This is a genomic window from Tolumonas osonensis, from assembly GCF_014202415.1.
In the GTDB taxonomy this organism is placed as follows: domain Bacteria; phylum Pseudomonadota; class Gammaproteobacteria; order Enterobacterales; family Aeromonadaceae; genus Tolumonas; species Tolumonas osonensis.
Window position 1 is genome coordinate 177,377 of sequence record NZ_JACHGR010000001.1, and the last position, 26,116, is coordinate 203,492.

Sequence of the window (26,116 nt, forward strand, 5' to 3'; positions counted from 1 at the left end):
AAGGGATTTAAAATCCCTTACCTCCGGAAACAAAAAGCCCGCTGCAATTCAGCGGGCTTTTCTTTTACAAGAGACGATCAGGCTCTCATTACGGCGCCAGACGATCAATATGCCAGTGGTCACCCTCACGCTGATACAGAAAACGATCGTGTAAACGATGCGCCCCGCCCTGCCAGAACTCGATGCTGTCAAAACGAATACGGTAACCACCCCAGAAACTCGGCAGCGGAATTTCGCCATTGGCAAACTTGGCCTTCATTTCCATGAACTTGCTTTCCAGCATACTGCGTGCAGAAATACGGCTGGATTGCTGACTCACCCAGGCTGCGATCTGGCTGTCTTTCGGACGGGAATGAAAATACTTCACCACTTCCAGCGTAGAAAGCGACTCCGCTACGCCCGTCACATGCACCTGACGCTCCAGCGTATGCCAAGGGAACAGCAAGCTGACATGATTGTTCTGTTTGATCTGCTGCGCTTTGCGGCTACCCAGATTGGTATAGAACACAAACCCGTCCGCATCATAATGTTTCAGTAACACCATACGCTGAAAGGGTTGTCCGTTGGCATCCACCGTGGCCACACTCATCGCTGTCGGATCAGATAACCTTGCTTCACAAGCCTGACGTAACCATTTTTCAAACAAAACGATCGGATCATTCGGTAAATCTTCACGGTGCAAACCACCTTTCAAATACTCGCGCCGTAAATCAGCAATATCCATTTTTGTCTTCTTCCGTTCACCACCAATGTCAACATTGTGCGCTGCATGACTGCCGAGCACAAGTCTGTGATATTGGCTGCAAAGCAGTAATGCTGCTTGTTTCCGTGGCAGTGACCTTCTATGATCTTCAGATTCACACTATTCAGGTTTTATCCATGCGTACCTATGCTCTTACCCCGCTGGAGTGCACTTCAGTACAGGCGATTCTGTCTGCGGTATTAAACGAACAATCTCCGGTCGACCGTGCCATTGCACTGGAATTCAAAACTGAACGCATGCCGGAAACCGCACAGCTCCATATCATTGATGCTGTCGGCGATATGCTGCGCCGTCTTAATCTGCTGGCGTTCCTCGCCGATGTGCCACTGGCGCAGGCCGGGATCGCGGTACAGTCACTGATTTGCCAGTGGCATCTGCTGCACAATCGTCAGTTACCGAATCTTCGCGTCGCGGATCAGTGTGACCAAAAGGTATTTGAAACCCGTCGTGAACTGGCCCGCCAGCAACCCGCGTTATGGGATGGTTGTCCGGAGTGGCTGGAAGATCTGGGGCAGCAACAGCTTGGTCTGCAGTGGCCAGCTGAGCGTGCGGCACTGACACAGGCGGCAAAACGTTATATCCGCGTCAACACGCTGAAATGTAATGAAACCCAGCTGCAACACCGTTTGCAGCAGGAACATATTGATACCCGCGCGGTCGAAGGCGTTCCCGGCGCACTGGAAGTTACCTCCAATGGTTCGCTGTTCCGCACTCAGGCCTTCAAGGATGGCTGGTTTGAACAACAGGATGCCGGTTCCCAGCTGATTGCGCCGTTCCTTGGCGTGGAACCGGGTATGCGGGTCATTGACGCCTGTGCCGGTGCTGGCGGCAAGACACTGCATCTGGCAGCGCTGATGGCAGGAAAAGGCCGTCTGCTGGCTATGGATGTGGAACAGTGGAAACTGGATAACCTGCGTCTGCGAGCCCGCCGTGCAGGCGCACACAATATCGAGCCTCGCCTGATTGAAAGCAGTAAAACTATCAAGCGTCTGAAGGAAAGCGCCGATCGCTTGCTGCTGGATGTCCCCTGCTCCGGTCTGGGCGTGGTAAAACGCAACCCGGATACCAAATGGCGTGATACGGCGGAACGTTTACCTGTGTTACTGGAACTGCAGGCCGATATTCTGCGTCGTTACAGTAAAATGGTGAAAATTGGCGGACAGCTGGTCTATGCCACCTGCAGTCTGCTGCCGGCAGAAAACCAGGATCAGGTTGCCAGATTCATCAATGAATGTGATGGTCAGTTCACGCTGCTACGGGAACAGAGCATCAGCCCGGCACAAACCGGTTTTGATGGTTTCTATATGGCGCTGTTGCAGCGTAACTGATTGGCTTAAGTTTCAAGACAGGCGCAGTTTATGCGCCTTTTTTATTTGTACGGTAAGTTACAGATGAAAAAAAACCGCATCAGCAAGCTGTGCGGTTTTTTATGGTCAGTCTCTGTCAGCGCAGATTAACGATCACGACGGAATTTGCCGCCATCACGTTCGCTGCGGTGATGAGAACGTTCACCACGGTCATTACCACGGTTATCACGATCACCCTGACTACGGCTGCGGAACGGACGGTCACCACGGCCTTCGCCACGGAAATCACGGCCTTCACCGCGTGGCGGACGACGATCACCGAATGACGGACGTGCACGACGTGACTGCTCCGGCAGTTCGCCAGTGAACAGTTCGATATCCAGCGGACGCTGACAAACACGTGCTTTTTTCAGCGTGCTCATCACTTCTGACGGCATACCTTCCGGCAAATCAACGATGGTGAAATCGTTATAGATTTCGATATGACCGATGAATTTGCTGTCGATACCGGCTTCGTTGGCAATCGCGCCCACGATCTGACCTGGTTTCACACCGTGTTCGTGACCAACATGCACTTTATAACGTGCGGTCGGGCCTTCCGGTGCCCGGGAACGGCGTTCACTACGTTCCGGACGATCACCGCGTTCAAAACGATCGTTGCGCTCGAAACGGTCATTGCGTTCACGGCGGTTATTACGATCATCCATACGCTGCATCGGTTCTGGCTCATTTTCATTCATGAACAGAGGCTCGTCGCCCTGAACCATTTTGGCCAGTGCCGCACACAGATCCAGCGGATCCGTGTTTTCATCTTCCAGGAACTCGTTGATGATCTGCTGGAACGGCACCAGATCGTCTTCAGCTTCCAGAGCTTCACGGATCTGTTGCTTGAAGCGCTCCAGACGATGTTTGTTAATGTCTTTTGCGGTCGGCATCTGCATTGGCTCGATTGGCTGACGGGTCGCCTGCTCGATGATCCGCAGCATGCGGCGTTCACGCGGAGCCACAAACAGGATCGCGTCACCGGTACGGCCAGCACGACCGGTACGGCCAATACGGTGTACATAAGACTCTGTATCGTAAGGAATATCGTAGTTCACAACGTGAGTGATACGTTCTACGTCCAGACCACGTGCAACCACGTCGGTCGCGATCAGAATGTCCAGCTGACCGGCTTTCAGTTTTTCTACAGTACGCTCACGCAGTTTCTGCGGGATATCGCCATGCAGCGCTTCACAGGCATGACCACGCGCAGACAGTTTGCTCGCCAGTTCTTCAGCAGCAGTTTTGGTGCGCACGAATACCAGCAGCGCATCGTAAGGTTCCACTTCCAGCATACGGGTCATCGCATCCAGCTTGTGCAGGCCGGAAACCAGCCAGTAACGCTGACGGATGTTGGCCGCAGTACTGGTTTTTGACGCGATCTTGATTTCTACCGGTGATTGCAGATGACGATGCGCAATACGGCGGATCTGTTCCGGCATGGTGGCAGAGAACAACGCGATCTGACGATCCAGCGGACACTGTTCAATCACCCACTCAACGTCGTCAATGAAGCCCATGCGCAGCATTTCGTCCGCTTCGTCCAGCACCAGTGTTTTCAGTGCAGACAGATCCAGCTTGCCACGACGCATCATGTCCATAACACGGCCTGGCGTACCCACTACTACCTGGGCACCGCGGCGCAGCGCACGGATTTGTGAATCATAAGAAGAACCGCCGTAGATTGGCAGTACATGGAAATCAGGAATAAATTGCGCGTAACTCTGGCACGCTTCAGCAACCTGAATCGCCAGTTCACGCGTTGGAGCCAGGATCAGCACCTGGGTATCCATCTGAGTCAAATTCAGACGTGACAGAATTGGCAATGCGAATGCGCCGGTCTTACCGGTACCAGTCTGCGCCTGACCCAGCAGGTCACGACCTTCCAGCAATGGCGGAATCGCAGCAGCCTGAATTGGTGATGGATTTTCGTAGCCAACAGCACTGATGGCTTTCAGAATAGGCGCAGCTAACCCCAGCTCGCTAAAGCTTGGCAAATTTTCAATATCAGTCATATTTATTTCACTACTCTACAAGGAATGGGCACTTAGCGAGGGAGACGCTGCTGGCCCGACAATCAAAAGGGTGGCGATTATACACATTTTGCAGACTAAGTCGCCAAAAATGTGATACTTATCGCAGCATTTTAAGAAGTTTTCGCACAGGTGGGCTTACACTGTCTCTGACTCAACGCTGATTATTATACAACCAATTTATAATTTATGCCCGAAACTATTGGTTTACGGTTCGTTTTTTCTGCGAAAGCACCGCTAACGTCAGACGGCTGGTACACAATAACCGCTCCCGCTCATCCTGCAGATTGATCTGCCAGACCTGCGTGGTCGCCCCGAGATGAACCGGGCGGGCAATACCGGTCACGATGCCATCGCGTTTTGCCCGCAAATGATTGGCATTAATATCCAGACCGACACAGCAATGGGTACGGGGCACACACATATTGCCAGCCACGGAGCCCAGCGTTTCCGCCAGCACCACAGACGCACCGCCATGCAGTAACCCCATCGGCTGATGGGTACGACTATCTACCGGCATGATCGCCTGCAGATAGTCGTCGCCGATAACGGTGTATTCGATACCAAGATGAGCGACCAGTGTATTTGCAGAACCTGCATTTAAACTCGCCAGCGTAAAATCCCGTTGCCAAATCACCGTTATTACCTCGTTGTCTGTTAAATCACAATAATGCCAGTAACGCCTGCACCGGATGTTTCAGCTTATTGCCATCGATCCGTTTTACCTGGCTACGGCAGGAATAACCGGTTGCCAGTGCAGATGCTGTCGGTACTTTGGCCAGTGCCGGCTGCCAGCTGTTTTTATAGATCTGGCGGGAATCCTCCAGATGCTTGCTGTCATGGCCATAGGTACCGGCCATACCGCAACAGCCCACCGCCACCGGCTGCAATTTGGCACCCAGACGGGCAAAGACTTTCGCCCAGTCGCCGTTGCTGGTCGGCTCTGCCGTTTTCTCGGTACAGTGTCCCATCAGGTAGAAGGTTTCATCACCGGCGTCTTTTTGCGGCAGGGAATCCAGTACGGACAACAACCACTCCTGCGGCAGCTGCACCTTGAAATCACCACGGGCATCGCCCAACGCACGCACATATTCATCACGGTAGCAGAGCACCATCGCCGGATCCGGGCCAACCATCGGCACGTTCAGCTTGTGTAGACGATTGAGGAACTGGGCACTGTCTGCCGCGGTACGGGCAAAACTGCGCAGGAATCCTTTGATATGCTGCGGTTTGCCATTAGGTTTGAATGGCAGCAGCAACGGACGATAACCCAGTTTTTCGATCAGCAGGATCAGATCCCGCACCACGTCGGCGTCATAGAACGAGGTAAACGGATCCTGCACCACCAGCACCACTTTACTGCGGGCTTCCGGCGACATGACTTCCAGCTTTTCCAGATTGAACAGTAATGCCTCGCGGCCAGCCAGTTGCTGTTTCAGTGTCGGCTGACTCAGGATCGGCGCATCCACCATCCCGATGGTTTTTTCCGTCAGTTTCTGTACCCACTGTTTTTTCAGAAAAAAGTTCACCGCACCCGGCGCTTTTGCCATTAACGGCGCATAGGATTCGACGGTCGCGATAAAATAGTCCTTGGCCGGACGCAGATAACGCTGGTGATACAACTGAATAAACCGGGAACGGAACGCCGGCACATCCACCTTGATCGGACACTGACTGGAGCAGGCTTTACAAGCCAGACAGCTCTGCATCGCATCCATCACTTCATGCGAGAAGTCATATTCGCCGCGGCGTTTGGCAAAGGTATTCAGCGCTTTGTCGACCAGATCCTTCCAGCGGAAAACACCGTGTTCGACTGCGGCTTCTTCACTCAGCACATCCACACCCTGCGCTTCCAGCTGACGCAGCCATTCGCGCATCAGACCGGCACGGCCTTTAGGCGATTCACGGCGATCGCCGCTTAATTTAAAGGAAGGACACATCGGTGAGCTGGTTTCAAAGGTAAAGCACAGACCGTTCCCGTTACATTCCAGCGCCTCTTTGAACGAGTCACGGATCCGCACCGGGATCTGACGATCATACGCGCCACGCTTGGTCGCATCGACCGAAACCAGCGGGTCATTCGAATTCAGCGGGGTACAGATTTTACCTGGGTTCAGACGGTTATCCGGATCAAACGCCCCCTTGATGCGGCGTAGCTCGGTGAACAGGTCACCAAAGAATTCCGGACCGTATTCGGAACGGAAACCACGACCGTGTTCCCCCCACATCAGGCCACCGTATTTCGCGGTCAGTTTCACAACCTGATCGGAGATCTTGCGCAGTGTCACTTCCTGCTCAGGATCGCACATATCCAATGCCGGACGCACGTGCAACACACCCGCATCCACATGACCGAACATGCCGTAAGTCAGTTGATGGTCGTCCAGCAGTGCGCGGAATTCCATAATAAAATCAGCCAGTTTTTCCGGCGGTACGGCGGTATCTTCGGTAAAGGCGACCGGTTTTTTCCGGCCCGGCGCGTTACCCAGCAGACCAACTGCTTTTTTACGCATGGCGTAAACCGCTTCAATACTGCCCAGATCTTCTGTGATCTGATAGCCAATGATGCCGGCCTGACCCGCCGCCATCAGCGCATCCAGTTTCTTGCACAACGCCTGCATCTTAGGCTGTTGTTCTGACGCTTCCGCACCGGCATATTCGACGATGTTCAGACCCATCATTTCTTTGTTGGGTACATCGGTGATCAGGTTTTTCACGGAATGCCACACGATGTCAGAACGCGCCAGATCCAGTACGCGGGAATCAACGGTTTCCACAGACAGCGCTTCGGCTTCTACCATCAGCGGTGCGTTACGCAAGGCCGATTCAAAGCTGTCATATTTGATATTGACCAGTGCGCGGTAGGTCGGAATTGGCGTCAGATCAAGCAGGATCTCGGTAATAAAGGCCAGTGTGCCTTCAGAACCACACAACAGACGACTCAGATCCAGGGTTTCTGTCGCCGGATCGTAGACGTGGGTCAAATCGTAACCGGTCAGGAAACGGTTCAGTTGCGGGAAGGTCGCCTCGATATCGGCGCGTTTGCCACGGGCGATATCCCACACCAGACGGTAGATTTCCCCTTCGCGATCCTGCTGCGCCAGTTTTGCCTGCAGCGCGTCCCCGCATACCGGTAATGCTTCAATCACCGCGCCATCCATCAGTACGGCACGTACGCCCAGCACATGATCAGATGTCTTGCCGTATTTCAGGGAACCCTGACCGGACGCGTCAGTATTGACCATCCCGCCGATGGTGGCGCGGTTACTGGTAGACAGTTCCGGCGAGAAGAACAGGTTATGCGGCTTCAGCGCCACGTTCAGCTTATCCTTGACCAGACCAGCCTGCACTTTCACCCGGCGGGCCGCCACATCCAGCTCCAGCACCGATGTCATATATAAGGAGAGATCCACCATGATGCCATCGCTTAGCGACTGACCGTTGGTGCCGGTACCCCCGCCGCGTGGCGAAAAGGTGATCTGGCGATAGACAGGCTGTGCCGCCAGTTTCAGCATCAGGGCAATATCTTCTGTCGTTTTCGGGTGTACCACCGCTTGCGGCAACCACTGATACACACTGTTATCAGTCGCTACAGCCAGACGGCTGGAATAGGAAGAATCGATATCGCCACTGAAACCGGCACGCGCTAATGCGTCCAGAAAAGCAATATAAGGTTGTTTCAGGCTGTCTTGGGGTGTCAGTCTCGGGATCATGCTGCGTTCCTGATCATGGTGCTGATATTCAAAAAATTGAGTATCCAAGCGACGAGAGTGGATATATATGCATATTACACCATTCCATGGTGCAAGCGGAAAGCGAAATGGTACGCAAGGCCGCGCACACGATCAATGAATAGCGTAACTAAAAAGCGAAACTATTTAGTTAATACGGGATAAATAAGGGAAAGAGATCAGGATCACGGTTCATTTTGGCACAAAAACAGAGATTGCCAGCTGGCTCACAAATCCATAACAGGAAGAGCTCGCACGTTTGCAGGGCTGTCACTAGTTAGATATGGTTAATCCAAGAAAAGTTCCCAAGAAATTAAAAAAAACTTTTCAGAGACTCACCAAGCCTGGGGTTAATCAGGCATCCCTCATAACAAGGAAAGATGACGATGAAAAAACTGAACGTATTAGTACCTAGCGTACTGGCTCTGTTCGTAGCCTCAGCAGCGCACGCGGGTGCAACTTTCGACACTCCACAAGGTAAACTGAATATCGGTGGCGATGTTGAATACGATCTGACCGCACAGAACTTCGGTGATACCGATTCAGGTAGCGCATCTAACTCTGTATCTGATGTACAGAAAGCCAGCGGCCGTATCATTTTTGACGTGAACGGTGAACGTGTGCTGTCTAACGGCAACTTCGCTGGTTTCAAAATCAACCCAGCCTACAGCACCAACGGCGACTATCTGGATGGTGAAGATTCCTGGTTCTCTTTCGGCGTGAAAAACGACTGGGCATTCAAAATGGGTCACTATGAAGCTTACGACCTGTCTCCTGCCGGCCAGGATACCTATGTAGTAGGTTACGGTGACAACCTGTACCGCGCTAAAGACGCTCGTGGCCGTGCCGGCTCAGGCAGCCAGGCAATGTTCAGCAAAGAAGCTGGCCAGTGGCACATGGAAGTTTCTACCCTGTTCGGTGATGACAACGGCATGTACGACAACATGGGTCTTGAGAAAAACAAAGACCCATTGCTGGCTCGTCCAGTTGTTGCCTGGACTGGTGACACTGTGACTGTAGCAGTTGGTGCAGAACTGAACCTGATCACCGACGCGTATGTTGACGCTGCTGGCGAAGATATCTCTGACTGGACTGGTTACGGTGCAACTGCCACTGTTAAAGCAAACGACGACCTGAGCTTCTCTCTGCGTGGCGCATACCGTGCAGCAGACGAAGGTGATGACTACAGCGTTGGCCCTGGCATGCAATACAAAAACTTCTATGCTGCCTACCTGTATGGCCAAAACGAAGACTCAGCATCTGACACCGATACCGAGTACAACGTAGTTTACGCTTCTTACAAGATCCCTGCGGTTATGGGTATCGACAACTTCGACATGTACCTGGGCGCTTCCTGGGGTGATGAGAAAGTTGGCGATCAAGAAGCAACCGAACAATACGGTGGCCGTGTACGCTTCAAATACTACTTCTAATCTGCCTGTGCAGATGGCGTAAGCCAGAAGTAAATGCCTATTGGACCCTCGCTTCGGCGGGGGTTTTTTGTTTTTGGCGCCAAAGGCAGATCTGATTGCAACCGTCGCTTAAACTTCTGATAATCATTTATTCCCCCTCAACGACCGCAGAAACCATCATCATGCTATTTTCACGTATGTTCCGCCTGATCCTGCCCGTGATGTTGTTCTGTACCGGGCCAAGTCATGCCAGTACCGACAACGCGGCGCAACAGGCCCGACAGACCTGTCAGACCATGGTGGCTTACCGCATGGGTTCGCTGCTGGATATTCAGGTAACCGAGGTGAAACCGCTGACCGTTGCCCACAAATGGCTGGTGACTGGCGAAGTGAAAAAACAGAAACCGGCAGTTACCTTTGCCTGTCTGATATCCGTCAACAACAGCAAGGCTGAACTGGAGAAACTTGAGCTGTTTCAGGTTCAGGAGCAGCAAAAATAGATTCATGCCCGCTGTTTCTGCTCAGGTTATTTTTAATTCATCTGAATGAATGAACTATAATTAGAGCAACGATCCGGATGCGCCGCCCGATGACGGCAGGAATAGTCCATGAGTGCATCTACCTCTTTGCGTCGCAGCCTGTTGCTGCTGTTACTCTTTGCTATCGCTATTGCGGGTACAGTCTGGTATTACCGGCAACCGGCAGATTTATCGTCAGACCTGCTTTACGGCAATGGCCGGCTGGAAGCCACCGAAGTCGATGTGGCAACCAAAATCGCCGGCAGAGTCGCCTCGGTTTATGCGGATGAAGGCGATCATCTGCAACAGCATCAGAAAATAGCGGAACTGGAAGTCAACGATATCCGGGCACAGTTACGCGCTGCAGAAGCGCAAATTCTCCAGGCACAGCAAAGCAAACAGGAAGCCCTTGCCGGCGTAGCCAGTGCGCAAAGCCAGTACAATCTGGCGAAAGTGACGCTGGAGCGATCCGAAAAGCTGATGAGTAAAAATTTCATCAGTAAAGATCAGCTGGATCAGGTGCGCAGTGCGTTACAGGTTGCCAAAGCCAATTTCAATGCGGCACAGACCCGGGTCAGCGCGGCCGACGCAACCGAAGCGGCCGCCAACGCCAGCGCGGATGTCATTCGCAGCACGTTGCAGGACGCCACCCTGACCGCGCCCATCTCCGGGCGGGTACTCTATCGGCTGGCCGAACCGGGTGAAGTGCTGGCTGCCGGCAGTAAGGTGGTGACCTTGCTGGATCTGTCGGATGTGTATATGTCGGTTTACCTCTCTGCGGCCGAGTCTGGTCAGGTCATGTTGGGCACTCCGGCGCGTATCATGCTGGATGCACTGCCGGAACCGATCCCGGCGAAAGTGGTCTATGTCGCTCCCCGCGCACAATTCACGCCCAAAGAGGTAGAAACCCGCAATGAGCGGGAAAAGCTCATGTTCCGCATCAAGGTCAGGGTCGATCCTGACTGGCTGCTGGCCCACGCTGCCCTGGCTAAACCGGGGATGCCGGGCGTGGCTTACATCAAATTGTCTGCTGATACGGAATGGCCGGCCCAATTACCGGTGAGGTAATCCGTCATGGTTGCAAAAACGGTCGCTCAGCTTTCTGCCGTGACGCTGAAATACGGCACAGTGAAGGCACTGGATGAGGTCAGTGTTACCATTCCTGTCGGAGGGATGGTCGGGCTGATTGGCCCGGATGGTGTCGGCAAATCCTCACTGCTGGCGCTGATCGCTGGCGCCCGTAAAATTCAGCAGGGACAGATCAGCGTACTGGATACCGATATCGGCAGCCGTCATTTACGCGAAACCCTGCTGCCCCGCATCGCCTACATGCCACAAGGGCTCGGCCGCAATCTCTACCCGACCCTGTCGGTGACCGAAAATGTCGATTTCTTTGCCCGTCTGTTTGGTCTGGACAGCCGTTCCCGGACTGTGCGGATCCACGAACTGCTGACCGCCACCGGACTGGCCGCCTTTCATGATCGTCCGGCGGCGAAACTCTCCGGCGGCATGAAGCAGAAACTGGGGCTCTGCTGCGCACTGATTCACGATCCGGATCTGCTGATTCTGGATGAACCCACTACTGGGGTTGATCCCCTCTCCCGCCGTCAGTTCTGGGAACTGATCCTGCGTATCCGGACCCGTCATCCGGCGATGACGGTCGTGGTGGCTACCGCCTACATGGAGGAAGCGGAGCATTTTGACTGGCTGATTGCGATGGATGCCGGAAAGATCATCGGTACCGGCTCCCCGTCCGAACTAAAACGGCAAACGGAGAGCCAGACACTGGAAGAGGCCTTCATCCGTTTGCTACCCGCAGAACGTCAGCAAGGCCACCGGGCACTGGTAATTCCGCCCAGAGCGCAGGATCATGCGCAGCTCGCCATTGAAGCCAATGGGCTCACCCAGCGTTTCGGTGATTTCACGGCCGTAAATCAGGTCAGTTTTGCCATTGAGAAAGGCGAGATTTTCGGTTTTCTCGGCTCCAATGGCTGCGGCAAAACCACCACCATGAAAATGCTGACCGGTCTGCTGCCTCCGACCGAAGGTTCGGCCCGTCTGTTTGGTAACCCGGTGGATACCCGCGATATGACGACCCGCCGTCAGGTGGGCTATATGTCTCAGGCGTTCTCGCTGTATGGCGAATTGACGGTATTACAGAATCTGGAACTGCATGCGCGGTTGTTTCATCTGCCGGAGGAGAAAATCCCGGACAGGGTGGAAAACCTGCTCCGCCGCTTTGAACTGAAACCGTATGTCAATCAGCCGTCTGTGGGACTGCCGCTCGGGATCCGCCAGCGCTTATCCCTGGCAGTGGCGGTCGTACACGAGCCCCGGCTACTGATTCTGGATGAACCCACCTCCGGGGTGGATCCGATCGCCCGCGATCAGTTCTGGGAATTACTGGTGGAATTGTCCCGGCAGCAGGGAGTGACCATCTTTATTTCCACCCATTTCATGAATGAGGCGGAACGCTGCGACCGGATATCCCTGATGCATGCCGGCCAGGTGCTGGCCAGTGATACTCCGGATGCCTTGCGGGCCGGAAAACAGTCGGAGAGCCTGGAAGCGGCTTTCATCGCCTATCTGGAAGAAGCGACCGCGAATGAAGAATCCCCGGCGGCGGAAAACGCGGCTCCGGTGATCAACGAAAATCACCGCGCCCCCCGGCAGGCCTTCAGTCTGCGCCGCCTGCTGGCTTATGCCTACCGGGAGGCGCTCGAATTAAAACGTGACACGATCCGGCTGGCATTTGCCCTGCTGGGATCGGTCATCATGATGTCGGTGCTGGGGTACGGCATATCAATGGATGTGGAGGACCTGCGCTTTGCGGTGCTGGATCAGGATCAATCACCGGAGTCGCGTGATTATATTCAGAATTTTGCGGGCTCCCGCTATTTCCTGCTGCAGCCACCGATTGCCACCGCGCAGGAAATGGAACAGCGCATGCACAGCGGTGAACTGTCGCTGGCCATCGAGATCCCGCCCGGGTTTGGACGGGATCTGCATCTGGCCCGTCAGCCGGAAATAGCGGCCTGGATCGATGGCGCGTTACCCTATCGCGGCGAAATGACGCTCGGTTATGTACAGGGATTACATCAGCAGTATCTGCTTGATCTGATCACGACAACCACCGGTACAGAACCGCAGTTACTTCCCACGGACATGCTCCTGCGCTACCGCTATAACCAGGATTTCCGCAGTATTTACGCCATGGTACCTGCCGTGATCCCGCTGCTGCTGGTCTTTATTCCTGCCATTCTGATGGCCTTGGGGGTGGTGCGTGAAAAAGAGCTCGGTTCCATCACCAATCTGTATGTCACCCCCGTTACCCGGCTTGAATTTCTGCTGGGCAAGCAGTTGCCCTACATTGTGGTGTCCATGATGAGTTATGTCCTGCTGGTCCTCCAGGCGGTCTGGATGTTTGACGTGCCAATCAAGGGCAGTCTGGCCACGCTGACATTCAGCGCGCTGATCTTTGTCACCGTTACGACCGGCGTGGGTCTGCTGATGTCGACCTTTACCCGCACACAGATCGCCGCGCTGTTCGGCACCGCCATACTGACCATGTTACCAACCGTCCAGTTTTCCGGCCTGACCACGCCGGTCGACTCGCTGAGCGGGATGGCTTACAGCATTGGACAGGGCTCACCGGCGACGTACTTTTTGATCATCAGCCGGGGCGTATTTACCAAAGCGCTCGGTTTTTATGATCTGCTCGGTCCGTTGTTAAAGCTTGCCGCATTTATTCCCGTGCTGACACTGCTGTCGCTGCTGTTGCTGCCCAAACAGGAAAGGTAGGCCATGATGAATAACCATCTCAGTAATATCTGGCGGCTGGGCATCAAAGAACTACGTAGTCTGTGGGCGGATCGGGTGCTATTGGTACTGATCGTCTGGGCATTCACCGGCGGTATTTACAGTGCCGCAAAGGGGGTATCTCAGGAACTTAACCACTCCCCGGTGGCGATTGTGGACGAGGATCACTCCCCGCTGTCGGCACGTCTGGCGCGCGCCCTGACCCCGCCCTATTTTAATCCGCCGGAAAATATCGCTCTGCATCAGATGGACCCGGCCATGGATCAGGGACACTATACGTTTGCCATTGTGATACCGGCCCATTTCCAGCGGGATCTGAATGCTGGTCACCGTCCGGCCATTCAAATCAATATTGATGCCACGGTCATGAGTCAGTCGTTTATCGGCGCCAGTTATATTCAGCAGATTTTTGCGGCGGAACTGAATGAATATCTGACCGGAAAACGGGATAGTGCCTCGCTTCCGATCAAACTGGTCACCCGGGTGCGTTTCAATCCCAATCTCACCGGCTACTGGTTCGGCGGGGTGATGGAAACCATCAACAACATCAACATGCTGACCATCATTCTGGTCGGGGCCGCCTTTATCCGGGAACGGGAACATGGCACGCTGGAACATCTGCTGGTCATGCCGCTGACACCGTTTGAGATCATGATGGCCAAGATCTGGGCCAACAATCTGGCAGTACTGCTCGGCACTATTGTGGCACTGACGGTAATTGTGCAGGGTGTGCTGGCCGTACCGATTGCCGGTTCCCTGCCGCTGTTTCTGTTCTGTGCGGTGTTTTATCTCTTTTCTGCCGCCTCCATCGGCATTTTTCTCGGCACGATTGCCCGCTCCATGCCGCAGTTAGGTTTGCTCATCATTCTGACCATTGTCCCGCTGGAAATGCTCTCCGGCGGTGTCACCCCACGAGAAAGCATGCCGGAGCTGGTACAGCAGATCATGCTGGCGGCACCCAGTACCTATTTTGTCCGGCTGGCGCAGGCCATTCTTTACCGCGGCGCCGGTCTGGATATCATCTGGCCGGATTTACTGGCCATGATCGCGGTAGGTTCTGTTTTCTTTTTGGTCGCACTGGCCCGGTTTCGCCGTGCGGTTACTCAGACACAACTCTGAGGAGAATGAATATGCCTGTCTCTCCGCTGACTGATCCCCGCAGTGAAGCTACGCGGCAACGGCTGATTGATACCGGGCTGGAGCTGTTCGGTCGTTATGGATTTGATGGCGTGACCACCCGCCAGCTGGCAGAGGCTGCACAGGTTAACCAGGCCGCTATTCCGTATCATTTTGGCGGGAAAGAAGGGGTTTATCTTGCTGTTGCGAAACAAATCGCAGCTAATGTTGGTCCACAGATCTGTGACTTGCAGAAACAGGCAGAATCGCGACTCAGTGCTGAATCGCCGCAGTCGCTGTTACTGGATATAACCTTGAAACTGGCGGAGATTGCCTTCGCGCCGGAACATCAGAAGAGCTGGTTTATCCTTCTGACCCGGGAACAATTTCATCCGACCGCAGCATCTGAAATTTTATATACCGGATTTATGCAGCCGGCGCATGACATGATAGGAAAACTGATTGCCCGGATCACGTCGGACGACGCCGAGTCAGAGGATAATATCCTGCTGGCACATGCCTACCTCGGCCAGCTGATTGGCTTTGCGATAGGGAAAGCAACGCTGAGCCGCCGCCTTAACTGGCCGCTGGAATTCACTCCCGCAGAATGGCAACAGATAAAGGCAACCATCGCCCGATTCAGTCAGGCGACGATTGCCGGGATGACGTTTAATTATGCTGACAGCAAGGCGAATCCGGCTGCGCCAGTTCGTTGAGGATCGGGCAATCTGGATTGTCATCGCCCTGACAACGGCTGACCAGCGTTTCCAGCCCAGCCTTCATCTGGGTCAGTTCGGCAATTTTCTGCTCCAGCACGGCAATATGTTCCTGTGCCAGCTGTTTTACCTTGCTGCTGGGACGTTGTTCGTCATGCCAGAGCGACAGCAGTTCACCAATTTGCGGCAGGGAGAACCCCAGCTCCCGGGCCTGGCGGATAAAACGCAGTTGCTGTACGTCCTGTTCCTGATAATGCCGGTAACCGGCATCACTGCGTATCGCCGGTGGCAGCAAACCCAGACTCTCATAATGACGGATCATTTTGGCGGTCAGGCCGCTGCGTTTTGCCATTTCACCAATCGTGATAAACATATCAGACATCTTGCTGTTCCTTATTCACTGACCATGCCGGGCGCCAGCGTGTCAGCCACAACGCATTGGTCACCACACTCACCGAACTGAACGCCATGGCGGCGCCGGCCAGTACCGGATCCAGAAAACCCAGTACAGCCAGTGGCAGAGCCACGACGTTATAAATAAAGGCCCAGAACAGATTCTGCCGGATTTTGCGGCTGGTCAGCCGTGCAATCGTCAGCGCATCGGCGACAGCCCGCGGATCGTTACGCATCAGCGTCATCGCCGCACTGGCCATAGCGACATCCGTCCCCGAGCCCATGGCAATACCGAGATCGGATTCAGCCAGTGCTGGCGCATCATTAATGCCATCACCGACCATTGCGACCGTAAAACCCTGTTTGCGCCAGTGAACAACCGCTTCTGCTTTTTGCTCCGGCAATACCTGCGCTGCCATCTCATCAATACCCAGTAACCGGGCCATCTGTTCCACGCTTTGCTGATGATCGCCGCTGAGCAGCGCTACTTTGACGCCTTGCTGTTGCAGGGTTTTGATTGCCGCAGCCGCTTCCGGCTTCGCTGGATCCTGAAACGCAAACCAGGCGACAACATTACCATTTTCAATTAACCAAGAGACGGTACGTCCCTGTTGATATTGTTGTTCCACACCAGCCTGTAATGAGGCATCCGGTGTCACATCAAAGCGGAGCAGCCCCTGTGCACCGACCAGCGCATAATCCCTATCCTGCCATGTGCCCTGCACCCCGATACCGGCTACGGTACTGATTTCTGATAACAGCGGTAAGGCCAGTCCCTGTTGCTGCGCAGCCTGCTGCAGTGCAATACCCAGCGGATGCGCACTGCCCTGCTGCAAAGCAGCGGCGATGAGCAGCGCCTGTTCATCAGTGATGCTGCGGACCTGCTGCGCACTCAGGGCCGGGTGGCCGATGGTCAGCGTGCCGGTTTTATCAAACACCACCATGTCGACTTTTTCGGCTTTTTCCAGCACTTCCGCATCCCGGATCAGAATGCCGTGCCGGGCAGCGGTGCCGGTTCCGGCCATAATGGCGGCCGGAGTTGCCAGACCTAACGCACACGGACAAGCGATCACCAGCACTGACACGGCATGAATCAATGCCGCTTCGCCCTGACCGGTGACCAGATACCAGCCGGTGATGGTCAGCAAGGCCAGTACCAGCACCACCGGCACAAATACCGCACTGATTTGGTCAACTTTTTGCTGGATAGGCGGTTTGGCCATCTGCGCCAGTTCGACCCGGGCGATGATCCGCGCCAGCAGGGTGTCCTCACCTAAAGCTGCGGTTCGCAGCCACAACAGACCTTCGCCGTTCATGGCGCCGGTACTGACTTTGTCACCCGCCTCTTTACTGACCGGCAGGCTCTCGCCAGTCAGCAGCGATTCATCCAGATGACTGGAACCATCAATGATCTCGCCATCCACCGGTATCCGTTCACCGGCACGCACCCGGACCCGATCACCCAGCCTGATCATGGCCAGAGGCAACCACTGTTCCACGCCATCACGTTCAACCCAGGCCTGGTCAGGTCTGAGTGCTTGCAAGGCCCGGATCGCTTCGCTGGTCTGACGTTTGGCGCGCTGCTCCAGCCACTTGCCAAACCAGACCAGCGTGATCACGGTCGCCGAGGATTCGAAATAGAGATGCGCGTGATGCGCCTGCAACAGCCACTGATAGAGCGATAAGCCATAAGCCGCAGTCGTACCCAGCGCCACCAGCACATCCATATTGCTGCTGCCGACCCGTAAGGCCGCCCAGGCGCCGCGGTAGAAACGCCAGCCCAGACCAAATTGCACGATCGACGCCAGCACAAACTGCCAGAACACCGGCAACTGGAACGATGCCCCCCACAAGCCGGCGATCATCGGCAGCAACAGCGGGACGGTACACAGCGCACCCACGATCAGCCAGTCACGATCGGTATCACGCTTCGGCTGCGCCTGTTCCGCGGCACTGGCGTTCAGATCCGGCACAATCCCTTCATAGCCGGCTTTGGCGATCGCCTGCAGCAGTTGCGCATCGGCCACATCCGACAATACCTGCAGCCGGGCCTTTTCGCTGGCCAGATTGACCACCGCGGAAATCACGCCGGGTTCACGGTTCAAAACCTTTTCCAGCCGCTGCTGACAGGCGGCGCAGTGCATCCCCTTGATCTGCAGAGTGACGGTGCGTTGCGGCACGGTAAAGCCGGCTTTTTCCACAGCCGAAATGAAGGCGGCCGGCGCGATTTTAACGTCACTTTCTATCTGCGCCTTTTCAGTGGCCAGATTCACACTGACGTGACGGACGCCTTCTACCTTGCCTAATACTTTTTCCAGACGCGTCGCACAGGCGGCGCAGTGCATCCCCTTGATCTGCAGAGTGACGGTGCGTTGCGGCACGGTAAAGCCGGCTTTTTCCACAGCCGAAATGAAGGCGGCCGGCGCGATTTTAACGTCACTTTCTATCTGCGCCTTTTCAGTGGCCAGATTCACACTGACGTGACGGACGCCTTCTACCTTGCCTAATACTTTTTCCAGACGCGTCGCACAGGCAGCGCAGTACATCCCCTGAATCGGCAACATCAGCCGTTCTGTTTTCTGTCCGGTCATGATTGTGTTCCTGTTTTGTTCGCTATAGTAATAGCTTCCTCCTTGACATCATGGCAAGGTCAAGCCGAATATTTAAACAATTATTCTGTTAACAAAGCTTGACCTTCCAATAGCGGCAAGGTGCAGACTGATAGCAAATCACTGAGGAGAGTTCTGATGACAACACTGCACGTACCCGATATGACCTGCCAGCATTGCGTGGCGACGATCACCAGATTAATTCAGCAGGCCGACCCGCAGGCACAGCTCCAGATTGATTTAGGCCAGCATAAAGTGGCCGTGGATGGAAAGCTGAACAGCGCCGAACTGATCGGCTTACTGGAAGATGCCGGTTATACCCCGACTGAGCTGTAGTCGCTGGATGAAATCCCCTCTTGTGGCAAGAGGGGACTGAATATCACATCAGAGCTGGCGCGCGAACGCTTCCATCTCTGCCAGTTCCCGTTTCAGCTGATTCGCCAGGATCGGGAAACGACGGTAGGTTTTCGGATCGGCACTGTCAGCCTCGATATGGAAACTGGCCGCAATACGTTCCCGTTTCCACTGATTACGACAGTACAGACCGAAGTAACGCTTGATCCAGGCGACCAGCTGTTCTTTGGAATACATCTGCGCGTATTCACCACGCAATAACACCTGCAACACCCCTTTCGGCGTGACATTCTGGGTCTGATTAATCCGACGGATGGCATCCATCACCGGATACGGCATCAGATCGGCTTCATCGGTCTGCTCGACCGGACGCAATTCCGCCGTCGGTGCCTGATTCACGATCGCTTCCATCGCGGCCAATGCCAGACGCGGCAAGTCCGGGCTGTCCTGCAGCGGGATACCCTGCTCCATGATGTAGCGGTTGATCTGCAGTACGCGGGATTTGCTGACCCCGCCAATCGGTGACAGCACACCGGAGGTATCGCCATCCATGGTGCAGTAACCGACGCTCGCTTCCGACAGATTGGAAGTCGCCATCAGCAGTTTGTTCTGACGGTTGGCAATCAGCCAAATTCCCGGAGAACGCACCCGCGCCTGAATATTCTGCAGTGCCAGATCATCGCGTTCCCAGGTCATCGGATCGCCTGGCGTCAGATCGTTAACCAGCTTCAGATAACCAGCCACCAGCTCGGCAATCGACCAGTCATAATGCAGCGCGCCCATTTCATCGGACAGACCGGCCGCGGCACTGCGGGTGACATTACCGCTGTGCGCCGAGCCCTGATAGACCGTGGTCAGCACATGCGGCATCACATCATCATGGATCCAGGCTAGCAGCGGTTTATCCCCACGCAGAGCAACATTGATCCGGCCCTGCGCCAGCGTCTGACAATACGCTTCTTCACCTAACGTCAGCACCGCCTGCACCTGCGCAAACCAGACCAGTGTGCCGCACAGCGCAGAATCGGCACCACCACTCAGGCTCAGCGCATAACCGCTGGTATAGGTTTTCCGCTGCCAGTCCCAAAGACCGAGCGCAATGGCGCGACAAGCCGCCGCATGCGGATCTTCATCGGCAAACGTCGTTTGTGGCGATAATTCACGATGGTAGTCTTCTTCTTGCCAGTCAAACGGCACAATCACAATACCGCGCTGTTCCGCCGGCTGCAGACGCTGACTGCTGATCATGCGTTGTGAACGGTTAAGGCCGATATCCACAGTGGCAGATTGCACCCGCCATGGCGCAAAGCTCAGGCGATCAGAACTCATCACCAGCTCGCCATTGCTGGCGATCATCGCATCCCCGTCATACACCGCACGCCCGGCTTCACAGCCCAGCAGGTTGGTATAGACATACACGGCGCCGTAAGCCCGGGAGCCTTCACAGACAAACTGACGACGGATCTTCTGTTTACCCAAGGCAAAATGGCTGGCGGAAGGATTCATGATCACGTCAACCTGACGTTCATACAGACTGCGCCCCGGACGTGATGCGACCCAGGAGTCTTCACAGATCTCAAAACCGAGACGAATGCCTTCGACCTCAAATACAATATCGCCGACTGGCACATGCTGACCTGCCAGCTCCAGCGTCATCACCTCACCGGCTGGCCAGGGAGTAAACCAGCGTGGTTCATAGTGAATACCGTTACGTGCCAGATGCTGCTTACAGACCACGCCGTGGATTTGATACTGGCTCAGCAGTGCCACCGCATTAAAGACCTGTCCGCCAGTGATCAGCAGCGGAAAACCGACCGCCACCATCATCGACGGCGGCAAGGTCTCTGCCAGCTGACTCAGATAGGCCGGTATTCCCGCCACCCAGTCGGCGGAAAAAAACATATCTTCACAACCGTAACCGGTCAGCACCAGCTCCGGTAACAGGAGGACATCAGCCTGCTGTTGTTCCGCTTCAGCGACGGCGGCACGGATTAAGGCCAGATTTCCGTCCAGATCCAACGGAGTGGTATTAATACTGGCGGTAGCGATTGTCAGTGTTTGACGCATGATTCGTTATACTCCCTGTCCGGCGCTGAGCAAAATATGCTCTCGAACGCCGGCATCAACTGCAAAAACGTCCATTAAATAGGTCAGAAATGCCCGGTCGTGACACATGGTTTTTCCGGGGCTATCCGATATTTTAGCCACTGGCTGGCCACCAAGGCTGACCATTTTCATCACCACATTCAGTGGCTGGTTCACCTCAAAGTCGGCCATCAGCCAGGTACCGATACCAAACGAAGTTTGTATCCGGCCTTTAAAGTGCTTATAAATTTGTACCGCCCGGGCAAAATCGAGCCCGTCGGAGAACACCAGCGTTTTACGAATAGGATCAACCCGCAGTTCTTCCAGACGGCGGATGATTTTCTCACCCCAGAGGATAGGATCGCCACTGTCATGACGAAAACCATCATACAGTTTGGCGAAATAGCGATCCAAATCGCGGCAGAAAGCATCGACACCGATCACATCGGTTAACGCGACACCAAGATCGCCCCGGTATTCCCGCACCCAGTTTTCCAGCGCCGCCTTCTGACTGTCCACCAGACGGTAATTCAACCCCTGATGGGTCTGCAGCCATTCGTGGGCCATGGTGCCCAGAAACGGCAGATGCAGCTCCTGTGCCAGATGAATATTGCTGGTACCGCCGAACTGTTGCGGTAACGCCTGCTTCAGCATATCCGTCACAATATACTGCGCCCGGTAGCTGAAACGACGGCGGGTACCAAAATCAAAGAAGCGGAAATCACTCAGGTCAACGCTGTCACCGAATTGTTCCAACTGCTGAATTTTATGCCGGGTACTTTTGCGGATTTGCTCTTCATCCACGTCTGGATACCGCACTTTATTGCGGATCTCGCTGACAGTAGCCATCACCGGAATTTCAAACGGAGAGACATGCAGCTGCGGCCCCTGCACCTTAATCGCCAGACTTCCCTGGTCGATGCTGACATTCAGTTGCGCCATATTGAAGCGGAACAGGCGCAGAAAAGCGAGGTAATCATCTTTCAGGTAAGGAGCCCGGCTGCGCAGATAGGTGAGCTGATCTTCGGTCACCCGCAGATCCGCCAGGGCATCCAGTTGCTCGCGGATTTCAGCTGCATACAGCGTCAGATCTTCATCGGTACGGCAGCGGAATTCCCAGACACCCTCTGCATTCGGTAACTGATGCAGATAGGCTTGTTGCATGGTGAGTTTATAAAAATCGGTGTCGATCAGGCTTTGTACACAGAGGGTGTCGGGCATACAGCAGCTCCCATTTTCACGCGGATTGAGCGCTTAAATACAATTTCAGTTTATCAGTACCGGTCATCTTCATTTTCAGCACACTATTTTCAGCACACTGAATTGGTTCCTGTAAGATACCAATGAGAGAAAGGTATTGCAGAGGAACCAATATGTCAATTATTATTTCCGCGTATGAAAACAGATAAGGTTTACCGATGTCCCGAATAGCTGTGATGGGTTCTGCGTTTAATCCACCCACGCTTGGCCATAAAGATGTCATTGAACAGGCGTTAAAACAGTGTGATCAGGTCTGGCTGGTACCGGCCTTTCGTCATGCCTGGGGAAAAAGCATGGCGCCTTATGAATATCGCTGCCAGATGGTGAAACTCTTTACCCAGGATCTGGCGGATCCCCGTGTCACTATGCATGCCATCGAACACAATATTGCCCGCGACAAACCGATCTACAGTTTTGATCTGCTGGAAACACTGCAAGCACAGCTCCGGCCAGAAGATCAGCTGTTTCTGGTGATCGGTCCGGATAATGCTGCCGCTTTTGATAAATTCTACCGGGCTGATGACATTCGCCGCCGCTGGCAATTGCTGGTCGTGAAAGAGCGGATTTCGGTTCGCAGCACCAAAATCCGGGCGGCACTACAGCATCACCAGCCGGTTTCGGCCATGACCACCCCGGGCGTCGCCGCTTTTTTAGCAACCCATCCCATCTACGGTGAAGCCAGCTCATGATCAGTACGATAGATACCGTATTACTGCGGATTGCCGGTCACGAATTACAGGTGCTGCTCTGGCAACGACCGGCGGACAGCCGTGCCTGGCCCGGAGCCTGGGCATTGCCCGGTGGCTGGGTGTCAGAAGATCGCGATCAGTCGCTGGAACAGGCGACCTGCCGCATTCTGGAACAAAAAGCGGGTTTAAAACCGGATTACATTGAACAGGTTGCTACCATCGGCAACCGTCAGCGCGATCCGAATGGCTGGTCAATGACGGTATTGCATCTGGCACTAATCCGGTTCAGCGCTTCTGAATCGACGCATCAGGATACCCGCTGGGTCGCGGTGGATGCCGTGCGCGATCAGTCACTGCCTCTGGCGTTTGACCATGCGAAATTGCTGGAAAAGGCGCTGGAACGGCTGAGTACCAAGGCCCGTTACAGCACGTTGCCACTCTATCTGGCGGAAACAGAGCTGAAACTGCCGGAGTTACAGCGTATCTATGAGATCGTGCTCGGTAATCCGTTACATAAACGCGCCTTCCGCGAACGGATTCTGAGTGCCGGCGTACTGGAAGATACCGGCGTCCGTATTCAGGGACGAGGCTCCCCGGCGACCATTTACCGCTATCAGCCTGACTGCGCCGTACGGCTGTTTGACCGCATGATGCAGGGCGCGATGGGTGAAGCCATTGATGAATAAACAAAAAATCCCGCTCAGTGGCGGGATTTTTTAATATCTAAATCAGATCATGCAACCGTGATACGGGCAAATTTACGCTTGCCTACCTGCCATACAGCCGTACCGGCAGTGACCAGCAATTTACCATCCGCCACGACCTCACCATCACGTTTCACCGCGTTCTGTTTGATCATACGCAGTGCTTCCGAGGTGGTTTCTACCAGCGCGGCTTCCTTCAGCAGGTTACCGACGGCAATACCTTCTGCCGGAGCAGCAACGGTAACTTCCGGCATTTCATCCGGGATCGCGTTTTTAGAGAACCGCTGAGTGAAATCGTTATGCGCTGCTTCCGCTGCCGCTTCATCGTGATAACGGGCAATGATCTCTTTGGCCAGCCAGATTTTCACATCACGTGGGTTCAGTTTGTTCGCGGCAATGTCGGCCTTGAACTGGGTGATTTCTGCCAGCGGACGAGTAGACAGCAGCTCGTAGTAGCTCCACATCAGCTCATCCGAGATCGACATGATCTTGCCGAACATATCATTCGGCGCATCATGTACCCCGATGTAGTTACCGGCGGATTTGGACATCTTTTTCACGCCATCCAGACCCACCAGCAGCGGCATCATCAGCACACACTGTGTCGGCTGACCGGCATCTTTCTGCAGCTCACGACCCATCAGCAGGTTGAATTTCTGATCAGTACCGCCCAGCTCGACGTCGGCTTTCAGTGCGACCGAGTCATAACCCTGCAGCAATGGGTACAGGAATTCATGGATCGCAATCGACTGGCCATTGGCATAACGTTTTTTGAAATCGTCACGTTCCAGCATACGGGCCACAGTCTGTTTCGCCGCCAGCTTGATCATGCCGGTCGCACCCAGCTCTTTCAGCCAGGTCGAGTTGTATTCGATACGGGTACGGGCCGGATCCAGAATTTTGAACGCTTGCTCCGCATAGGTCTGCGCGTTGATTTTGATCGCTTCTTCCGACAACGGCGGACGGGTTGCGTTCTTACCGGATGGGTCACCAACCAGCGCGGTGAAATCACCAATCAGCAGGATGACTTCATGTCCCAGATCCTGGAAAGTGCGCAGTTTGTTCAGAATAACCGTATGACCGAGGTGAATATCCGGTGCTGTCGGGTCCATGCCCAGTTTGATACGCAGTGGACGACCTTCTTTTAATTTCGCAATCAGCTCTTCTTCTACCAGGATCTCTTCAGCACCGCGCTTGATTTCAGCTAATGCGGTTTCCAACTCGGACATGCTTTTACTCCAATACATTCAGCAAATGGGGCACAGTTTACGAAATGGCTGCCCACATGAAAAGCAAGTAAACTGCCGGTAACTCATTTCATGATGCAAGAACAGGTATATGACGCTCTATATTGGTCTGATGTCCGGTACCAGCATGGATGGTATTGATGCCGCGCTGGTGAATTTTGATCCACAGCGTGATCGGCCGGAACTGGTGGCAACGCATGCCAGAAGCTGGCCGGAAGATCTGGTTCAGCAGCTGCACGCGATCTGCGCCCCCGGCGAAAACGAAATCGACCGCATGGGCTGGCTGGATCAGAAGGTGGCGGAAGAGTTTGCCGCCGCCGTGGCCGACTTGCTGACGCAGGCTGGTATCCGCCACGATCAGGTCTGCGCTATCGGCTCGCACGGACAAACCATCCGTCACCGCCCAGAGCTGGGCTTCACACTGCAAATCGGCAACGGTGCCCGACTGGCGGCCCTGACCGGTATTGATGTGATCTGTGATTTTCGCATGAAAGATATTGCCCTCGGCGGACAGGGCGCCCCGCTGGTACCGGCATTTCATCAGGCGGTCTTCGGCAAAGAGAACGAAACCCGTTTTATTCTCAATATCGGCGGTATCAGTAATGTCTCGGCCTTACCCGGCCATGCCGATCAGGTCTTCGGATTCGATACCGGCCCCGGCAATACCCTGCTGGATGCCTGGTTCCGGCGTCATCACCACGGCAGTTATGATGCCGGCGGACAGTGGGCCGGCGGCGGGCAGATCCATCAGCCGCTGCTGACCCGACTGCTGAGCCATCCCTACTTTGCCCAGCCCTACCCCAAGAGCACCGGACGAGAAACCTTTACCCTGGACTGGCTGTTGCAGCAACTGGCGGTCTGTCCGCAAGTCAGCCCGCAGGATGTACAGCGCACCTTGCTGGAGTTCACGGCGCTGACGATTAGTGATGCTTTACGACCTTTGGCCGATACCGCACGGCTTTATCTCTGCGGAGGCGGTGCGCACAATCCGCTGCTATGTGAGCGGATCGCAGCATTAATGCCAGGCTGGCAGGTGACATCAACCCAAGCACTGGGCATGCATCCGGATTGGGTGGAGGCGATCGCGTTTGCCTGGCTGGCGCACTGTTTCTGCGAACATCGCCCCGGAAATCTGCCAGCCGTCACCGGTGCGACCAGGCAGGGTATTCTCGGCGCATTTTATCCGGCAAAATAATAAATAAACATCATCTATAATTATTTTACGGTGCACTATTGAGAGGCAATCAGACCTGAGCGTAGAATGAGACGCCGCAGCTTGTGACAGAACTCACAAGCTGACGCTTATAAGTAACACTGG

The 26,116-nt window shown here is 54.6% G+C and carries 20 protein-coding genes; 11 read left to right on the forward strand and 9 right to left on the reverse strand.

Annotation, left to right across the window (positions count from 1 at the left end):
• Positions 1-88 precede the first annotated feature (88 nt).
• Positions 89-724, reverse strand: coding sequence for a pyridoxamine 5'-phosphate oxidase (gene pdxH / locus HNR75_RS00805; protein ID WP_188025116.1), 636 nt, complete (start codon positions 722-724; stop codon positions 89-91).
• A gap of 155 nt (positions 725-879) precedes the next feature.
• Here pdxH and HNR75_RS00810 point away from each other — a divergent pair, with 155 nt between their 5' ends.
• On the forward strand, positions 880-2,091 hold the full coding sequence (locus HNR75_RS00810) for an RsmB/NOP family class I SAM-dependent RNA methyltransferase (protein WP_188025117.1): 1,212 nt from the start codon (positions 880-882) through the stop codon (positions 2,089-2,091).
• A gap of 125 nt (positions 2,092-2,216) precedes the next feature.
• Here HNR75_RS00810 and HNR75_RS00815 read toward each other — a convergent pair whose 3' ends face one another.
• The 3 genes from HNR75_RS00815 to ydiJ all read right to left on the reverse strand — a co-directional run bounded on the left by HNR75_RS00815 (position 2,217) and on the right by ydiJ (position 7,858).
• A complete protein-coding gene (locus HNR75_RS00815) occupies positions 2,217-4,127 on the reverse strand; it encodes a DEAD/DEAH box helicase (protein WP_188025118.1) in 1,911 nt (636 codons plus the stop codon).
• A gap of 217 nt (positions 4,128-4,344) precedes the next feature.
• On the reverse strand, positions 4,345-4,782 hold the full coding sequence (locus tag HNR75_RS00820) for a hotdog fold thioesterase (RefSeq protein ID WP_188025119.1): 438 nt from the start codon (positions 4,780-4,782) through the stop codon (positions 4,345-4,347).
• Between the two features lie 25 nt (positions 4,783-4,807).
• The gene (gene ydiJ / locus HNR75_RS00825; protein WP_188025120.1) at positions 4,808-7,858 is read right to left on the reverse strand and encodes a D-2-hydroxyglutarate dehydrogenase YdiJ; all 3,051 of its coding nucleotides are present in this window, start codon (positions 7,856-7,858) and stop codon (positions 4,808-4,810) included.
• 404 nt (positions 7,859-8,262) lie between these two features.
• On the opposite strand from ydiJ, the gene HNR75_RS00830 reads away from it, so the two are divergent.
• The 6 genes from HNR75_RS00830 to HNR75_RS00855 all read left to right on the forward strand — a co-directional run bounded on the left by HNR75_RS00830 (position 8,263) and on the right by HNR75_RS00855 (position 15,457).
• Entirely contained in the window at positions 8,263-9,309 is a 1,047-nt protein-coding gene (locus HNR75_RS00830) for a carbohydrate porin (protein ID WP_188025121.1), read from the forward strand.
• A 161-nt stretch (positions 9,310-9,470) separates the two neighbouring features.
• Positions 9,471-9,788, forward strand: a complete 318-nt coding sequence (locus HNR75_RS00835) for a hypothetical protein (protein WP_188025122.1) — start codon at positions 9,471-9,473, stop codon at positions 9,786-9,788.
• 108 nt (positions 9,789-9,896) lie between these two features.
• A complete protein-coding gene (locus HNR75_RS00840) occupies positions 9,897-10,874 on the forward strand; it encodes an HlyD family secretion protein (RefSeq protein WP_188025123.1) in 978 nt (325 codons plus the stop codon).
• A 6-nt stretch (positions 10,875-10,880) separates the two neighbouring features.
• Entirely contained in the window at positions 10,881-13,607 is a 2,727-nt protein-coding gene (gene rbbA, locus HNR75_RS00845; protein ID WP_188025124.1) for a ribosome-associated ATPase/putative transporter RbbA, read from the forward strand.
• A 3-nt stretch (positions 13,608-13,610) separates the two neighbouring features.
• Positions 13,611-14,744 (forward strand): ABC transporter permease, encoded by a 1,134-nt coding sequence (locus tag HNR75_RS00850; RefSeq protein ID WP_223157712.1) that lies wholly within the window; start codon positions 13,611-13,613, stop codon positions 14,742-14,744.
• A gap of 11 nt (positions 14,745-14,755) precedes the next feature.
• Positions 14,756-15,457, forward strand: a complete 702-nt coding sequence (locus HNR75_RS00855; protein ID WP_188025125.1) for a CerR family C-terminal domain-containing protein — start codon at positions 14,756-14,758, stop codon at positions 15,455-15,457.
• Here HNR75_RS00855 and cueR read toward each other — a convergent pair.
• Both cueR and HNR75_RS00865 read right to left on the reverse strand, forming a co-directional pair.
• Positions 15,411-15,839, reverse strand: coding sequence for a Cu(I)-responsive transcriptional regulator (cueR, locus tag HNR75_RS00860; RefSeq protein WP_188025126.1), 429 nt, complete (start codon positions 15,837-15,839; stop codon positions 15,411-15,413). The genes HNR75_RS00855 and cueR overlap by 47 nt on opposite strands.
• Positions 15,832-18,441, reverse strand: coding sequence for a heavy metal translocating P-type ATPase (locus HNR75_RS00865; protein ID WP_188025127.1), 2,610 nt, complete (start codon positions 18,439-18,441; stop codon positions 15,832-15,834). Before HNR75_RS00865 ends, cueR begins: the two co-directional genes overlap by 8 nt.
• A gap of 156 nt (positions 18,442-18,597) precedes the next feature.
• Here HNR75_RS00865 and HNR75_RS00870 point away from each other — a divergent pair, with 156 nt between their 5' ends.
• Entirely contained in the window at positions 18,598-18,795 is a 198-nt protein-coding gene (locus tag HNR75_RS00870; protein ID WP_188025128.1) for a heavy-metal-associated domain-containing protein, read from the forward strand.
• Positions 18,796-18,843: 48 nt separating this feature from the next.
• Here HNR75_RS00870 and nadE read toward each other — a convergent pair whose 3' ends face one another.
• Positions 18,844-20,880: an NAD(+) synthase gene (gene nadE, locus HNR75_RS00875; RefSeq protein ID WP_188025129.1), complete on the reverse strand. Its 2,037-nt coding sequence runs from the start codon at positions 20,878-20,880 to the stop codon at positions 18,844-18,846.
• A 6-nt stretch (positions 20,881-20,886) separates the two neighbouring features.
• Positions 20,887-22,119, reverse strand: a complete 1,233-nt coding sequence (gene pncB / locus HNR75_RS00880; protein WP_188025130.1) for a nicotinate phosphoribosyltransferase — start codon at positions 22,117-22,119, stop codon at positions 20,887-20,889.
• Between the two features lie 197 nt (positions 22,120-22,316).
• Here pncB and HNR75_RS00885 point away from each other — a divergent pair, with 197 nt between their 5' ends.
• Entirely contained in the window at positions 22,317-22,847 is a 531-nt protein-coding gene (locus HNR75_RS00885; protein WP_188025131.1) for a nicotinate-nicotinamide nucleotide adenylyltransferase, read from the forward strand.
• A complete protein-coding gene (locus HNR75_RS00890; protein WP_188025132.1) occupies positions 22,844-23,533 on the forward strand; it encodes an NUDIX hydrolase in 690 nt (229 codons plus the stop codon). Before HNR75_RS00885 ends, HNR75_RS00890 begins: the two co-directional genes overlap by 4 nt.
• A 47-nt stretch (positions 23,534-23,580) precedes the next feature.
• On the opposite strand, the gene tyrS is transcribed toward HNR75_RS00890, so the two are convergent.
• Positions 23,581-24,780 (reverse strand): tyrosine--tRNA ligase, encoded by a 1,200-nt coding sequence (gene tyrS / locus HNR75_RS00895; RefSeq protein WP_188025133.1) that lies wholly within the window; start codon positions 24,778-24,780, stop codon positions 23,581-23,583.
• A gap of 109 nt (positions 24,781-24,889) precedes the next feature.
• On the opposite strand from tyrS, the gene HNR75_RS00900 reads away from it, so the two are divergent.
• A complete protein-coding gene (locus tag HNR75_RS00900; RefSeq protein ID WP_188025134.1) occupies positions 24,890-25,993 on the forward strand; it encodes an anhydro-N-acetylmuramic acid kinase in 1,104 nt (367 codons plus the stop codon).
• The last annotated feature ends 123 nt before the right edge of the window (positions 25,994-26,116 follow it).

Excerpts from the sequence above, each read along its gene's own strand:
- HNR75_RS00855 (WP_188025125.1), top strand. The coding sequence starts at position 14,756 with ATGCCTGTCTCTCCGCTGACTGATCCCCGCAGTGAAGCTACGCGGCAA.
- HNR75_RS00885 (WP_188025131.1), top strand. The coding sequence starts at position 22,317 with ATGTCCCGAATAGCTGTGATGGGTTCTGCGTTTAATCCACCCACGCTT.
- HNR75_RS00830 (WP_188025121.1), top strand. The coding sequence starts at position 8,263 with ATGAAAAAACTGAACGTATTAGTACCTAGCGTACTGGCTCTGTTCGTA.
- cueR (WP_188025126.1), bottom strand. The coding sequence starts at position 15,839 with ATGTCTGATATGTTTATCACGATTGGTGAAATGGCAAAACGCAGCGGC.
- HNR75_RS00840 (WP_188025123.1), top strand. The coding sequence starts at position 9,897 with ATGAGTGCATCTACCTCTTTGCGTCGCAGCCTGTTGCTGCTGTTACTC.
- rbbA (WP_188025124.1), top strand. The coding sequence starts at position 10,881 with ATGGTTGCAAAAACGGTCGCTCAGCTTTCTGCCGTGACGCTGAAATAC.
- tyrS (WP_188025133.1), bottom strand. The coding sequence starts at position 24,780 with ATGTCCGAGTTGGAAACCGCATTAGCTGAAATCAAGCGCGGTGCTGAA.
- ydiJ (WP_188025120.1), bottom strand. The coding sequence starts at position 7,858 with ATGATCCCGAGACTGACACCCCAAGACAGCCTGAAACAACCTTATATT.
- HNR75_RS00850 (WP_223157712.1), top strand. The coding sequence starts at position 13,611 with ATGATGAATAACCATCTCAGTAATATCTGGCGGCTGGGCATCAAAGAA.
- HNR75_RS00815 (WP_188025118.1), bottom strand. The coding sequence starts at position 4,127 with ATGACTGATATTGAAAATTTGCCAAGCTTTAGCGAGCTGGGGTTAGCT.
- pdxH (WP_188025116.1), bottom strand. The coding sequence starts at position 724 with ATGGATATTGCTGATTTACGGCGCGAGTATTTGAAAGGTGGTTTGCAC.
- HNR75_RS00835 (WP_188025122.1), top strand. The coding sequence starts at position 9,471 with ATGCTATTTTCACGTATGTTCCGCCTGATCCTGCCCGTGATGTTGTTC.
- HNR75_RS00900 (WP_188025134.1), top strand. The coding sequence starts at position 24,890 with ATGACGCTCTATATTGGTCTGATGTCCGGTACCAGCATGGATGGTATT.
- HNR75_RS00890 (WP_188025132.1), top strand. The coding sequence starts at position 22,844 with ATGATCAGTACGATAGATACCGTATTACTGCGGATTGCCGGTCACGAA.
- HNR75_RS00810 (WP_188025117.1), top strand. The coding sequence starts at position 880 with ATGCGTACCTATGCTCTTACCCCGCTGGAGTGCACTTCAGTACAGGCG.
- HNR75_RS00870 (WP_188025128.1), top strand. The coding sequence starts at position 18,598 with ATGACAACACTGCACGTACCCGATATGACCTGCCAGCATTGCGTGGCG.
- HNR75_RS00865 (WP_188025127.1), bottom strand. The coding sequence starts at position 18,441 with ATGACCGGACAGAAAACAGAACGGCTGATGTTGCCGATTCAGGGGATG.
- pncB (WP_188025130.1), bottom strand. The coding sequence starts at position 22,119 with ATGCCCGACACCCTCTGTGTACAAAGCCTGATCGACACCGATTTTTAT.
- nadE (WP_188025129.1), bottom strand. The coding sequence starts at position 20,880 with ATGCGTCAAACACTGACAATCGCTACCGCCAGTATTAATACCACTCCG.